Raw genomic sequence first — 14,143 nt, 5'->3', positions numbered from 1 at the left:
GACGATTGTGCTGTCGTTGGCATAACCGTGGGTAGCGAGAGTGAACCGTTGGTGAAATCCGACGGGTATTCTGAGTTACCGTTAGGCGGGTTGCCGTCGAGCCGCAGCCGGTTCGTTCGGGGCATGCTGCGTGGAGCGGCGGAGGATAACGCGTCCTTCCCGTCCATCGAGCTACAGGGCATCCCCCTGGTCTGTCTGACGGTCGCCGACGCGCGCAACGCCGTCCGGGCAGCGATGGAGGATCCCCGACCCGCGCTCGTCGCCTATGTCAACGCGCACTCGCTCAATCTCGCCTACACCGATGTCGCCTACCGGGCTGCGCTGCAGCGGGCTCACCTGGTACTGCCGGACGGTATCGGTGTCGCGGTCGCAGCCAGGATGCGAGGGCTGCGCTTTGCCGCGAACCTCAACGGTACGGATTTCACCCCGGTGCTGCTCACCCTCGCCGCTGAACAGGGGTATCGGGTCTTCCTGTTCGGCGGTCGTGCCGGTGTGGCCGGCCAGGCCGGTGATGTCCTGCGGGAACGGATCCCGGGGCTACGCATCGCCGGAGTTCGGGACGGCTTTGGCTGGGCGGACGATCCGGACTCGGTTGTCGAGGAGATCAGGGCAGCACGGGCCGATCTGCTGGTGACCGCACTCGGGAACCCGCTGCAGGAACTCTGGCTGGACCGCTATCTGGAGGCCACCGGCGTGCGCCTCGGGGTCGGGGTGGGCGCGTTTCTCGACTTCGCGGCCGGCCGGGTGCCGCGTGCCCCGGATTGGATGATCAAGAACCGCTTGGAATGGGTGTGGCGCCTCAGCGTCGAGCCACGCCGGATGTGGCGCCGTTACCTGGTCGGTAATCCACTGTTCATCTGGCGGACGCTGGTGAGCAGGCAGCCACCGGCCCAGCTTCGGCTGCGGCGCCGCGTCCTCGCCGGCGCGTACCCGGTCCCGGCTGAGTCATGGATCGTCCGCCAGGGTCAGCCGGCATCCCACGGCGGGCTGACCCCGCCGGCCGAGGCGTCACGGTGACCGCTGACCGCGAGCCAGCCGGCTCCGTCAAGATGCCGGCATCGCTTGCCGGGACGCAGCCGGACGTGACGGTGGTCGTCGTCACGTTCAACAGCGCCGAGGTCATTGTGGGCTGTCTGGATGCGCTGCCCGGGGCCTTCGCGGCGGGCGCTCGCGGCGGGCTGTCGTGGCAAGTCGTGGTCGTCGACAACGGCTCGACCGATGACACGACAGTTCTGGTCGGCAAGGCCAACCCGGATGCGCTGGTTGTGGAGACCGGCGTGAACAACGGGTACGCGGCGGGTGTCAACGCCGGCCTTGCCACCGTGCAGCCGCGGCGGGCGGCCTTGGTGATCAATCCCGACGTGCAGCTCGACCGGGGCAGTGTCACGGCGTTGTGGGACGCCCTGCGGCCTTTCGACACCGGCATCTGCGTCCCGAGACTGCGTGATGATCAGGGTCGGTTGCACCACTCGCTGCGCCGTGAGCCCACGGTGCTTCGGGCGCTGGGCGAAGCGGTGCTCGGTGGTGAGCGATCCGGGCGGACGGCGACGCTCGGTGAGGTCGTCACGGACGACCGTCTGTACGCCTCGCCCCAGGTCGCGGACTGGGCAACCGGCGCCGCTATGCTGATCTCCAGGGAGTGCCTGGACGCGGTGGGCCCCTGGGACGAGTCGTTCTTCCTGTATTCGGAGGAGACCGACTTCATCCTCCGCGCTCGTGATCACGGCTTCCTGCTGCGCTACGTACCACCGGCGGGCGCCGTCCATCTGGGTGGTGATCAGCACTTCTCGCCGCAGCTGTGGGCTCTGGGCCAGATGAACAGAGTACGACTGCAGCGCCATCGCCGAGGTGTGGCCGCCGCGCGCGCGATGCGCTGGGCGCTGATTCTCAACGCGGGTCTTCGTGCTCGCCGGTCGCCGACACACAGACGGGCATTGCAACTGCTGCTGTCCATCAATCCCGCGGTCGGGTTCCCGCCGGTGGCCTCGTTGATCGGGGCTCCGGGCATTTCGGGTGGTCCGCCGGCGGCCGGGCCATGACCATGCCCACGGCGTGGGAAGTCGTGACCTGGCAGGCCCGCGCTGGGGATCCGCTGCAACTCTGCGACGCTCCAAAAAGTTTCTGGGGGAGACAGTGACACAGAATCGGGACACCGGCACCGGCACCGACACCGACACCGACACCGACACCGTGCAGCCGGCGGCGGTACAGCCGTTTCCCACAGATGTCGTCATCGTGGGAGGCTGCGGCCACGTGGGGCTTCCACTGGGTATCGCGCTGGCCTCGCGCGGCCAGCGGGTTCGCCTGTACGACATCGACGCGGTCGCGGTAGGGATCGTCAACGAGGGTCGCCTGCCCTTCCGGGAGCCGGGTGCAGCCGGGGTGCTCGCCGAGATGACAGCGGCGGGTCAGCTACGTGCCACGACCGATCCGGCGGTGATTTCCGAAGCGGAGCACGTGGTGGTCGTGGTCGGTACGCCCGTGGACGGGCATCTCAACCCCGACCCGCAGGTGGTACCCAGGGCGATACGCACGTTTTCGGATCATCTTGTCGACGGCCAGCTGCTGATTCTGCGCAGCACCGTCTACCCGGGCGTGACCGCCCTGGTGGAGAAACTGATCTCGGAGATCGGTCGCGACGTCCAGGTCGCCTTCTGCCCGGAACGGATCGCCGAAGGGCGGGCCATGACCGAGCTGTTCGAGCTCCCGCAGATCGTCGCCGCCCGGACGGACGCCACCAGGGTGCGCGCGACCGCGCTCTTCGCTGTTCTCACCAGCGAGATCGTGGACCTGCAGCCAGAGGAGGCGGAGCTCGCGAAGCTGTTCACCAACACCTGGCGATACATCAAGTTCGCGACCGCCAACCAGTTCTACATGATTGCGAACGATCTTGATCTTGATTTCGAGCGCATCCGCGGGGCACTCGCCCACAACTATCCAAGGGCGGCGGACCTGCCCGGCGCCGGCCTCGCCGCCGGCCCATGTCTGTTCAAGGACACGATGCAGCTGGCGGCCGTAACCAACAACACGTTCGCTCTCGGTCATGCCGCGATGCTGGTGAACGAAGGCCTCCCGCTTTACCTGGTCTCCCGGTTGAAGGAACGTTTCGACCTCGCCGGTATGGTCGTCGGCATACTCGGGATGGCGTTCAAGGGTGGTAGTGACGACACCCGGGCAAGCCTGTCGTACAAGCTCCGCAGGATTCTTGACTACTCGGCGGCCGGCACGCTCTGCACCGATCCGTATGTCACCACCGACGCTCGTCTGCTGCCGTTGGACACGGTTCTCGAACGGGCCGATCTCCTCGTCCTGGCCGCACCGCATCCGGACTACGCCATGTTGGAGACGGACAAGCCGGTGGTCGACATCTGGAATCTTCTCGGCGAAGGCGTGCGGGTATGACGTGTTTTTCCACTGAGGGTGGTACGGAGAACGTCCGATGACACCTCGAGTGTCGGTGGTGATGCCGGTCTACAACGAGGGCGACGCCATCGTGCCGGTGCTGGACCGGCTGCTGGAATCGGTGAGTCTCCCGTGCGAAATCATGGTCATCTATGACTTCGAGGGTGACTCGACCGTGCCGAGTCTGGTCGTTTACGCGGAGAAGGACGCGCGGGTGCGACCGGTTCGCAACACCTACGGGCGAGGGCCGGCGAACGCGATTCGCTTCGGCATAGAGCACGCGGTCGCGCCGGTCACCGTGGTGACGATGGCGGATGGCAGTGACGATCCGCGCCAGATCGACGAGCTGGCGCGGCTGGTCGACCGCGGTGTGGTGGTCGCCGCGGCCTCCCGTTACATGCCCGGCGGTCAGCAGGTGGGCGGCCCCATGTTCAAACGGGTGTTGTCGCGCGCGGCCGGGCGGTCCCTGTCGCTACTCACCCGCATCGGTACCCGGGACGCGACGAACAGTTTCAAGGCGTATTCAACCGATTTCGTCCGTAACGTCGGAATTGACAGTCGGTCCGGTTTCGAGATCGGACTTGAGTTGACCGCCAAGGCTCGCCGTCTCGGCCTGCCCGTTGCCGAAATTCCGACAATATGGCTTGACCGGGCACTCGGCGAGTCGAATTTTGATCTTGCCCGCTGGTTGCCCGAGTACCTCCAGTGGTACCGCTTCGCCTTCGGTCGGAGGTTGACTGTCGGCGAACTGCAGGCCCTGCGGCACACCGCGGGAACCGGTGGACCCGGCCCACGAAACGGAAACTATCCCCGCCCGCGACTCCCGAAGGTCAAGGGTGCGGGTGAGACTCCGTCCGAAGACAGCGCGAAAACTGGTTCTCCCGCGTCGGCGGAGGCCCCGAGAGATATCGAGGAATGATACAGATGGCAACGGTTCTGGTGACCGGCTCGGCCGGTTTTATCGGTGGTTATGTCGTGCAGGATCTCCTGGGTCGTGGCTACGACGTGGTGGGTCTGGACAATCTCTCGAAGTACGGGCCGGTCGCCCGCAGCTACGACGAGCATCCGAACTACCGGTTTGTCGAGGGCGATGCGCGGGACACCGACCTGCTCAGTGAGCTGCTCGCCGACTGCGACCATTTCATCGCCGGTGCGGCCATGATCGGTGGGATTTCCTACTTCCACACGTACGCGTATGACCTGCTCGCCACGAACGAGCGCATCATCGCCTCGTCCTGTGATGCCGCTATCCGGGTTTTCCGCGCCGGCGGACGGTTGCGCAAGGTGACGTACCTCAGCTCATCGATGGTGTTCGAGTCGACGGACCGCTGGCCGTCGGTGGAAGGCGACGAGCGCACGGTCGCGCCGCCCCTTTCCTCCTACGGGTTCCAGAAGCTCGCGGTCGAGTACTTCGCCCGAGCTGCGTGGGACCAGTACGCGCTGCCCTACACGATCGCGCGGCCCTTCAACTGCGTCGGTGTCGGCGAGGGCCGGGCGCTCGGCGAGGTCGAGGTGCTGTCGGGCAACGTCAAGCTGGCCATGAGCCACGTGGTGCCCGACCTGGTTCAGAAAGTACTCAAGGACCAGGATCCGTTGCACATTCTTGGTGACGGTAGCCAGGTGCGGCACTACACCTATGGCGGCGATCTGGCCGCGGGGATCGTGACGGCGATGGAGCATCCGGATGCTCTCAATGAGGACTTCAACCTCTCCACCGCCGAGTCGACCACTGTCCTGGAGCTGGCCGAGCTGATCTGGAAGAAGATCAAGGGCCAGGACGAGGAGTTCCGCTACGTCAGCGACGACCCCTTCCAGTACGACGTGGCCAAGCGGGTGCCGAACGTGGACAAGGCCCAGCGCGTCCTGGGTTTCACCGCCGACACGCCGCTGGAGACCATGTTGGACGAGGTCATCCCGTGGATCGAGCAGGCGGTCACGGACGGCCGGATCTAGAGCCGGAGCTGGAGCTGACTGGAGGTCACCGATGGCATCACGCTGGTCTGGCGGGACCCTTGTCGCCGCCGGCCGGGTCGGCGTCACGCACCGGCGTCCGCGTGGGCTCGCCGCGCGTACTGAGCTGTCGGACCGCCTCCGGTCAGTGTTTCCGCTGGACTCCGGGCCATTGGCCCGCCCCGGCAACGTCGTGGGCGTCCTGGCGGCGTTGGTCGCCGGTACGTTGGTGTCCCTCGCCCGCCAGGGTGGGATCGGCGCACTCGACACGATGTGGGCCGAGGACGGACATATCTTCCTCGAACAGTCCGTGCGTTTGTCGGTACTGGACGCGTTCACCACCACCTACGCCGGATATCTGCACGTCGTGCCGAGGACGATCGCGGCGCTCGCCGCTGTGTTGCCGTTGCGGGATGCGGCAGCGGGTTTCGCGGTCCTTTCGGCCCTGCTCCTCGCGGCTACCGCCGTCTTTGTCTATGTCGCGAGTGGTGCCACCCTGCGTCACCGACCGGTGCGGCTGGTGCTGGCCGCATCATTCGTCGTTCTTCCGGTGGGTCAGGGCGAGGTCCTCAACAACGTCGCCGCGAACCTGCACTTCCCGCTGATGGCGGCGAGCGTGTGGGCGTTGCTGTGGAACCCGCGCGGGCGGGCCTTCAGCGCGTTGGCCGCGGGGGTGGTGGCCCTCGCTGTGCTTTCCGATCCGACGATGATCCTGCTGGCTCCGGTTGCCCTGCTGCGGGGACTGCTGTTGCGGGGGGCTCGTGGGTGGGCACCGGGCGCCGTGCTGCTGGCCGGATTTGTCGTGCAGATGATTCCGCGGGTGACCGGCAACACGGACCGCGCGTTCGAACCGCTGGCGCTCAGCCCGCTGAAGATTCCGGTTTACTACGCGCATAATGTGGTGGCCGGCGGGCTGTTCGGGGACAGGCTGCCGGGTCGTTCGGTGACGTCGCCCCGGGCGGCGCTGTTCATACTCCTAGCGGTCATGGTGTTCGGCGTGTTCGCCGCCCTCGCCTGGAAGCGTCGCCGGGCACCATCCACCTGGCTTGCTATGATCATGGTTGGGCAGAGCGTGCTGCTCTATACCGGGCCGGTGCTGCTCGCTGGCGCGGCAACCCCGCGGTACGCACTCGCACCGGCGCTGATCCTGCTGTCGGCGGCCGCTGTCATCGTGGACCGGGCTGTCACCGATGGCGACAACCTGGCTGTCGGCGAACCGCGACGGGCCGGATTCCGCCAGCATGCCTTCGTGGTTCTGCTGGTCTTCGCGATGGCAACGGGGTTCTGGATGGACAACGCCCGCGGTGACGGCCCCCGGTTCAGTCAGGAGCTGGCCGCGGGCCGCGCGCGCTGCGCGGCCCTGCCCGCTTCCGCAGCGGTCACGGTGCGGGTCAGCCCGTCGGGATGGTCGGCGAACCTGCCCTGTCAGGCCGTGCTCGACCGTTGAGCGCCGGGCCACTACCAGGGCTCACCACCGCACGATGACCTTCCGGGCGTCGAACCCCTCGGCGTAACGTGTGCCACACTCGACTCCGCGTAACCGCAACACCGCCCGGAAGGTCTCCTCGTCAAACCAGGGTTTCTCCTTCTGACTGGGAAAATGCTCGATGATGTGTGCAAGCTTTGCCGTGACGGTTTCCTCTGACAGCGGTACGTACAGCGTTGGACGCATTATGTCGCCGTCCCACTTCGGGATCTCGTAGCCGAGGATCAGCGCCCCGCGAAACGTCTGCCAGGCAAGTTCACCGAGAGCGCGATGGTCCTGATGTGCGTCGCCCAGCGACGGAGCGAACACCACATCCGGGCAGACCTGCCGTGCGATCGCCAGGAGCACCTCCTTGACGCCTCCCCATTCCCGGGGAAGGAAGCCGTCCCGGACTTCGTGCAGGTGAAGGGAGCCGAGCGAGCCGCCGCCGAGATTACGCGCGCTCGTCTCAGCTTCGGCGCCGCGCTCGCCCGATCCCGCGAAGACGACCCAGTGCACGCAGGCCGTGGGGTATCGGGCGAGGAGCGCGATGATGGTGCCGCCGGCGCCGATCTCCACGTCGTCCGCGTGCGCGCCGAGAGCGAGTATCCGGTAGCCATGCCCGTCGGCGGGCGGCGCGGCGGTCATCTCCAACATCGGCGACTACCTTCGCGCCATGCACATCAGATTCACGTCCTGGAATTACCCAGCCATGCCGACCGAACACCTGGGGTAGACCGGAAAAATATAGTGCAATACTTTCTGATATGGGTGAACGGGCTGTTATCGACTTCGGCCTGTGCAGGTGGGCCGGCCTGTTCGCCGACGACCACGTTCGGTCGGGCCGGCAACGGGCTCACGCGGTCGGGTTTGGGCCAGGCCGCCGGCCGTTCCCCCTTGAGAAAACGGCGGATTCCGCCGAGCGCCACGGCCTGCAGGAAGAAGACCTGGGCCGCGAGACGTAGCGGCGCAGGCGGGTTCCCGCCCCTGATCACCGTCATCAGGCTGCCCGCTCCCGCGAGGTTACCGGCCAGGAACAGCCGTGCGATCCGGCTGTGGCGGGCTGCGGGAACGCTGACCGCGATCAGCATGGCGTGGGCCATCGGCCCGAAGGACGACCGGACGAGCCGGTGCCCCCACAGCTGCGGGGTGACCGGTAGGGCACCTGGCACCAGCGCCTCCCGGCGGCGCCAGAGCATGTCGAGGTTGCCGGCCACCACCCGGGTCCGCCGTTCCCACTCCTCGCTGTACGTGGCGCTGGGGGTCTCGACCGAGTACGCGGACGGCTCATAGACGACCCGCAGGCCGGCCTCGGTGATGTCGAGAGCGAGCCAGGCATCGTCCACCGCGACATCTGGGGGCAGCGTCTGGAAGACCTCCCGGCGGAACGCGAGCATCTCGCCGACGACGCCGATGGTCTGCCCGATGGCCGACTCGCACTGTTTGAGCCAGGACTCGAATTTCCAGTAGAAGCCCTGGCCGCCGGCAGGGTCCTCGACCCTCTTCTCACCGGCCACAGCACCGACGGTCGGGTTGCGGAAATGCCGCGCCGCGGCCCGCAGGGAACCGGGAGCCAACCCCGCGTTCGCATCCGAGAGCACGACAATGTCGTGACTCGCGGTGGCGACCCCCCGGTTGACGGCCTCGCACTTGCCCAGCCGCACGCCGGCTGACAGCACCGTGACGCCGGGCCGTCGAGCCGCCTGCGCGGTGGCGGGGTCGTCCGCGACGATGATTATTTCCAGTGGACCCGGATATCCGGCGGCGGACAGTTCATCGACCTTCTTTCTGATCACCGTCGCCTCGCGGTATGCCGAGACGACCACGGTCATCGACGGCCAGACCTCGGGATCTTCCGGCTCCTCGGTCCGGTGGCTACGGCTTTTCAGTGCGACGTAAAGCGGGTACAAAGCGTGGCCGTACATTGCTGTCGCTCCAAGTGCTGTTATCGCGACTCTACGTCCAGTACTGCGTACTCCCATCATGGAGACCACCGTAACCTGTGTTCTTGGGGTAACCATTCGGAGTCATCGACCTCGAATGTCGCGCCTTCGCTGTGGGTGCGGACAGGCCTCGGCCGGTCGCTCGTAATGCGTCCAGGTGCGATGTCCGAGTGAACTGACGTAGGGGAGCGGCTGATGGCTGGCACAGAGCACTGGATCGTTGCGGTCGAAGAGCCGTTCCTACCCGCGGACGCCGGTGGCCGGGTGGAGACGTTGATGTTTCTGGCTGCCGCATCGGCGGCCGGGATCGGGTTGCGGGTGCTCGTCCCAACACCGAAGGCGCTCGACCTGGCTGCCTACCAGGCGGCGCTGCCAGGCGCTGTGGTCATCGAGCTGCCGCGTAACCTGACTCCGCTGGCGCATCTCAGGCTGCGGCCGTATGCCTACACCTCACGCCCGCTCGGCGCCCTGGCGCGTGTCCTTGCCGTCACACCGCCATCCGCCGATGCTGTGATCAGCTACAGCTGCCGGGTCGCACACCTGGGCGAACGGGTTGCCCGCGCATGGCGCATCCCGCACCTCGTTCGTGCCCACAACATCGACTCGGAGTACTTCCGGGCGTTGGCGGGCGCTGCCACGGGGCCGCGGGCGGTGGCCTACGAACTTGAATATCGCAAGCTCCGCAGGGCCGAGCGTGTTCTGCACAGCTCGCCGACCGTGACCTGTATCGCGGACATCTCCGTGGACGACCATGCCTGGCGCAGGGAGCGCTGTGGTGCGCGCGCGATCCACCTGCCGCCCTTCCTGCCCGCCCAGGTGGCCACGGCGTCCGCCGCACATGTCGTGACCGAGCGCGACCCTGGCCGGTTGCTGTTCGTCGGATCGCTGGACACCCCGACCAACACCGAGGCGCTGCGGTGGTTCCTCACGGTTTGCTGGCCGACCGTCCGCGTCCGACACCCGCAGGCGTCGCTCCAGGTCGTCGGCCGGCGGGGGGACCCCGGGCTGGTGGCCTGGTTGCGAGGTCACGACCGGGTCAGCGTCCACACCGATGTCACCAGCGTGCAGGGATACATCGCCGGCGCGGCGGTCTCGCTGAACCCGATGCGATCGGGCTCCGGGGTCAACATCAAGGTGGTCGAGGCGATGGCGGCTGGGGTTGCGGTGGTGAGCACCCGGGTCGGCGGCCGTGGCCTCGGGTGGGTACCAGGGCGTGACCTGCTGATCGCGGACGACTCCACCGGGTTCACCGAAGCGGTCTGCAGGCTGCTGGACGCGCCCGGGTTGGCCGAGCGGATCGGCGCGTCCGGCCACGCGTTCGTCGCCCGTGAGCTCGACCGGGACATCCTGCTGGAGCGGATGCGGTCGGCTATGGCGCAGGTGGCCCGGCCAGGAGCCCCCTGAGGTATGAGCGGTGTTCGGCCGCGGCGGTCGGGTTGCGGCGCGCCCATGACAGCAGCGTGCGGCCCGCGTATCCGGCCACGAGCATCGCCTGCATCTGCCGCACCCGTCTCGGGGTGTTGTGCATGGCCAGGTAGTTCATCATGGACGCGCCGCGCATCTGCAGCATCCAGATCTTCGGTGCGCCCGAACCACCCGCGCTGTGCGGCACCAGCAGATCCGTCCGCAGCCGCTGGCGCAGGCCGGCTTCACGGACCCGCCGTCCCAGCGCCATGTCTTCGTTGTAGACGAAGAAACTTTCGTCGAATCCGCCTACAGTAAGAAATGTTTCGCGCCGGACGGCCATGCAGGCCCCGGTGAGCCAGTCGACGTTCATCGGGCGGCCGGGCTCGGGGCGGGCGAACAGGCCGACGGTCGGGGCAATCTTGTGCGCTCCGATCACGTGCATGAAGACCCGACGCGGCGTCGGTTCCCAGCCGCCGTTGCCCAGCTCCGGCCGGTTGTCCGGGCCTGTCATCGTGGCGGCGCTGGCGGCGAGGCCGGGATCATTGCGGACGTCGTCCACGAGCTTGATCATGATTTCAATTGATGGTCGGCTGTCTGGGTTTCCGAAGATCAGATATTCGTGGTGCGACGTCCGCACCCCCATGTTCGCGGCCTTGGCGAACCCCTTGCCGCCACCGGAGTTCACATAACGACCGCACGGCATGTCCGCAATGAGTTCGTCGACACGGTCCGCGCCGTAGGCGTTGTCGACAATCACGATCGGGATGTTCGCGGGCAGGCTGGCGAGCATCTGTTCGAGTTGATCTCGGCTGTGATAGCTGACGAGCACAAGCTCGAACGGCCATTCCTGTTGACCGTCGGGGGATATCACCGTGACTGGCTGTACGTTGTGCACTCTGCGAGTGTGCCATATCACTGCAGGTGTTTGCTGGCCGCTCTCGGGTCCGATTGACGTGATGATCCGACTGAAGTGGGTATCCCCCAACGGGGTTCGCCGCCCGGCGGCTCCGGCGGCTCCGGCGGCTCCGGCGCGAGGAGGACACGCGGATGAAGGTGCTCGTCACCGGTTCCGAGGGTTACCTGGGCGCCCTGGTCGCACCCGAGCTGATGCGTGCCGGCCACGGGGTCCTCGGCCTGGATACGGGCTACTACAAGTTCGGCTGGCTCTACCGGGGTGCCGACCGTAGCCCGCAGACCCTCGACAAGGATCTACGCCATGTCACGATCGAGGATCTGGCCGGTGTGGACGCGATCGTGCATATGGCCGAACTGTCCAACGACCCGCTGGGTGAACTCGCACCGGAGGTCACCTACAAGGTCAACCACGAGGGTTCCGTCCGACTGGCGACGCTCGCGAAACATGCCGGGGTGTCCCGGTTCGTCTATATGTCGTCGTGCAGCGTGTATGGCGTCGCGGCGGGCCTCAACGTCACCGAGACCGCCGTTGTGAACCCGCAGACGCCGTACGCACGCTGCAAGGCTCGGGTCGAACGCGATGTCGCGTCCCTGGCAGGCGAGGATTTCTCGCCCACGTTCCTGCGTAACGCCACCGCGTACGGCGCGTCTCCCCGGATGCGGTTCGACATCGTGCTCAACAACCTCTGCGGAGTCGCCTGGACAGCCGGCGAGATCGCGATGACCAGCGACGGGACGCCGTGGCGTCCGCTGGTCCACGGCCTGGACATCGCCAAGGCCATCCGGTGCGTGCTTGCCGCGCCACGTGAGCTCATCCACAACGAGGTGTTCAATGTCGGCAGCAGCACGCAGAACTATCAGATCAAGGAGATCGCGGACGCGGTCGCGAGCGTCTTCACCGGTTGTCGGCTGAGCTTCGGTGCCAACGGCGGGGACACCCGCAGCTATCGGGTCGACTTTGACAAGATCAATGATGCGCTTCCCGGCTTCTCCTGCGACTGGGATGCTCCGCTGGGGGTCAGGCAGTTGCACGACGTCTTCGCGCGCATCCAGCTTGCCGGGGAGACGTTCACGGGCCGCGGGCACATCCGGATCAAGCAGCTGCAGTATCTGATCGACACCGGCCAGGTCGATGACGATCTTTTTTGGACGTATTGATGATCATAATGTCGACCGAGCTGGCCGGGGTCTTCGTCGTGGATGCCGAGCCGTTACCCGACTCCCGCGGTCTTTTCGCCCGGACCTTCTGCGCACGCGAGTTCGTCGCGGCGGGCCTGGCGCCCGAGGTGGCCCAGTGCAGCGTCGCCTTCAACCACATCGCCGGGACGATCCGTGGGATGCACTGGGCGGCGCAGCCGGTGCGGGAGACCAAGCTCGTGCGCTGTACCCGTGGGGCCATGTTCGACGTTGCCGTGGACGTCCGCCCCGGGTCGCCGACCTACCTTCACCACGTCGCCGTCGAGCTCACCGCGGACAACCGCCGGGCCCTGTTCGTTCCGGCTGGTCTGGCCCACGGGTACCAGACGCTCGTCGACGCTACCGAAGCGACCTACCAGATGAACGTACCCTTCGAACCCGGCCATGACCGCGGTGCCCGCTACGACGACCCGCGGTTTGCAATCCGCTGGCCGCTGACTGCTACGGTCGTCTCCGCCAAGGACCGTGCCTGGGCGCTGCTCGATGAGCCACCGGTTGCCGCCGGCTGACCGGTGGTGGGGTTCATCACCCGTGGTAGGCGGTCCGTCATTCGCGCGGGCGCCACATCCATCCGACCCAAAGCCATCGATCATACCTAAAGCCATAAATACCATGCACGAGGGGACCGCATGTCAACCGAGCACGCCGGCCAGTCAGTGACCCGTGGACAGGCCGAGGCCGTGGCCGTGCCGGTCACGGCCTGCCGCTCGTGCGGTGGGCCGTCGCCGCGCCCGTTCCTGACGCTTGGATGTACTCCCATCGCCAACCGGCTGCTGCGGCCCGACGACCTCGCCGGGCACGAGCCGGTCTTCCCGCTGGAAATCGGCTTCTGCGAGTCGTGCGCACTGGTCCAGCTCACCCATGCCCTGCCGGCGGAGGAGATTTTCGACGCGGACTATCCGTATTATTCATCGTTTAGTGACACGCTCTGCCGGCATGCCGAAAAGCATGTGATCGATCTGATCGCCAGCCACAACCTCGGTCCCGACAGTCTCGTCGTGGAGATCGCGAGCAATGACGGTTACCTGTTGCGGGCCTTCGTCGAGCGGGGGATTCCGGTGCTCGGTATCGAACCGTCACCGGGTCCCGCGGCGGCGGCCCGTAAGATCGGTGTGCCGACCCGTGCGGAGTTCTTCGGCGCAGACCTCGCCCGGGCGCTGGTTGCCGATGGTCTGCGCGCGGACGTCATCATCGCGAACAACGTGCTCGCGCACGTACCTGATCTGAACAGTTTCGTCGCGGGGATGTCAATCCTGCTCGCGGACGACGGAATCATCACCGTGGAGAACCCGGGTGTGGGGGCGCTGCTTGCCAACACCGAGTTCGACACGGTTTACCATGAACATTTCTGTTACTTTTCCACAATCGCCGTGGACGCCCTCATGCGTCGCCACGGACTCAGCATTGTCGAGGTGGCGGAGTTTCCCGAACTGCACGGTGGCACGCTGCGCTGGCGGTTGCGGCGGGCCGCGGCCGATCGGGAGTCGCCGCAGGTCCGGGAGCGCCTTGAACGTGAACGCGCGGCCGGCCTGGACACCTTCGAGCGCTACGCCGGCTTCGGTGCTGATGTGCGCGAGCTCCAGGCCGAACTGCTTGCTCTGCTGCGAGAGCTGGCCGGACAAGGCCGGACGGTGGCCGGCTACGGCGCCGCTGCCAAGGGCGCCACCCTGCTGAACTCGAGCGGCATCACCACCGATCTCGTCCAGTACGTGGTCGATCGCAACGTCCACAAGCAGGGCAAGTACATCCCGGGGGCGCGTACGCCGATCCTCGCCCCGGCGGTCCTGGCCGAGCGCAGACCCGACTACCTGCTCCTGCTGGCCTGGAATGTCCGGGACGAGATCATGGAGCAGCAGGCCGCCTT

General features: G+C 66.7%; 13 protein-coding genes. 10 read left to right on the top strand and 3 right to left on the bottom strand.

Features of this window, described 5'->3' with window-relative positions; translation table 11 throughout:
- The 6 genes from U9980_RS05370 to U9980_RS05345 all read left to right on the top strand — a co-directional run.
- On the top strand, window positions 1-1,017 hold a 1,017-nt coding region (locus U9980_RS05370), incomplete at its 5' end, for a WecB/TagA/CpsF family glycosyltransferase (protein WP_322766935.1).
- Window positions 1,014-2,039 carry a glycosyltransferase family 2 protein gene (locus tag U9980_RS05365; RefSeq protein ID WP_322766934.1) on the top strand — a complete coding sequence of 342 codons (1,026 nt, stop codon included), beginning with the start codon at window positions 1,014-1,016 and terminating at the stop codon, window positions 2,037-2,039. The genes U9980_RS05370 and U9980_RS05365, both read left to right, overlap by 4 nt.
- 196 nt (window positions 2,040-2,235) lie before the next feature.
- The gene (locus U9980_RS05360; RefSeq protein WP_416210159.1) at window positions 2,236-3,402 is read left to right on the top strand and encodes a nucleotide sugar dehydrogenase; all 1,167 of its coding nucleotides are present in this window, start codon (window positions 2,236-2,238) and stop codon (window positions 3,400-3,402) included.
- Window positions 3,403-3,439: 37 nt separating this feature from the next.
- Entirely contained in the window at window positions 3,440-4,321 is an 882-nt protein-coding gene (locus U9980_RS05355; RefSeq protein ID WP_322749514.1) for a glycosyltransferase family 2 protein, read from the top strand.
- A gap of 5 nt (window positions 4,322-4,326) precedes the next feature.
- A complete protein-coding gene (locus U9980_RS05350; RefSeq protein ID WP_322766932.1) occupies window positions 4,327-5,355 on the top strand; it encodes an NAD-dependent epimerase/dehydratase family protein in 1,029 nt (342 codons plus the stop codon).
- A gap of 31 nt (window positions 5,356-5,386) precedes the next feature.
- Window positions 5,387-6,799 carry a hypothetical protein gene (locus U9980_RS05345; RefSeq protein ID WP_322766931.1) on the top strand — a complete coding sequence of 471 codons (1,413 nt, stop codon included), beginning with the start codon at window positions 5,387-5,389 and terminating at the stop codon, window positions 6,797-6,799.
- Between the two features lie 21 nt (window positions 6,800-6,820).
- On the opposite strand, the gene U9980_RS05340 is transcribed toward U9980_RS05345, so the two are convergent.
- Both U9980_RS05340 and U9980_RS05335 read right to left on the bottom strand, forming a co-directional pair.
- Complete coding sequence (locus U9980_RS05340; protein ID WP_322766930.1) at window positions 6,821-7,474, bottom strand: PIG-L deacetylase family protein; 654 nt, start codon at window positions 7,472-7,474, stop codon at window positions 6,821-6,823.
- Window positions 7,475-7,506: 32 nt separating this feature from the next.
- A complete protein-coding gene (locus U9980_RS05335; protein ID WP_322766929.1) occupies window positions 7,507-8,802 on the bottom strand; it encodes a glycosyltransferase family 2 protein in 1,296 nt (431 codons plus the stop codon).
- A gap of 153 nt (window positions 8,803-8,955) precedes the next feature.
- On the opposite strand from U9980_RS05335, the gene U9980_RS05330 reads away from it, so the two are divergent.
- Window positions 8,956-10,164, top strand: coding sequence for a glycosyltransferase (locus U9980_RS05330; protein WP_322766928.1), 1,209 nt, complete (start codon window positions 8,956-8,958; stop codon window positions 10,162-10,164).
- On the opposite strand, the gene U9980_RS05325 is transcribed toward U9980_RS05330, so the two are convergent.
- Complete coding sequence (locus tag U9980_RS05325) at window positions 10,130-11,038, bottom strand: glycosyltransferase family 2 protein (RefSeq protein WP_322766927.1); 909 nt, start codon at window positions 11,036-11,038, stop codon at window positions 10,130-10,132. The genes U9980_RS05330 and U9980_RS05325 overlap by 35 nt on opposite strands.
- Before the next feature lie 176 nt (window positions 11,039-11,214).
- Here U9980_RS05325 and U9980_RS05320 point away from each other — a divergent pair, with 176 nt between their 5' ends.
- The 3 genes from U9980_RS05320 to U9980_RS05310 all read left to right on the top strand — a co-directional run.
- On the top strand, window positions 11,215-12,240 hold the full coding sequence (locus U9980_RS05320) for an SDR family oxidoreductase (protein ID WP_322766926.1): 1,026 nt from the start codon (window positions 11,215-11,217) through the stop codon (window positions 12,238-12,240).
- Window positions 12,240-12,788: a dTDP-4-dehydrorhamnose 3,5-epimerase family protein gene (locus U9980_RS05315; RefSeq protein ID WP_322749555.1), complete on the top strand. Its 549-nt coding sequence runs from the start codon at window positions 12,240-12,242 to the stop codon at window positions 12,786-12,788. Before U9980_RS05320 ends, U9980_RS05315 begins: the two co-directional genes overlap by 1 nt.
- A gap of 120 nt (window positions 12,789-12,908) precedes the next feature.
- Window positions 12,909-14,143: class I SAM-dependent methyltransferase (locus tag U9980_RS05310; RefSeq protein WP_322766925.1), on the top strand; the 1,235-nt coding region annotated here is incomplete at its 3' end.

The organism is Protofrankia sp. Cr1 (assembly GCF_963555865.1).
In the GTDB taxonomy this organism is placed as follows: domain Bacteria; phylum Actinomycetota; class Actinomycetes; order Frankiales; family Frankiaceae; genus Protofrankia.
The sequence above is the reverse complement of the archived record's forward strand: the minus strand, read 5'-3'. Positions and strand labels throughout refer to the sequence as shown.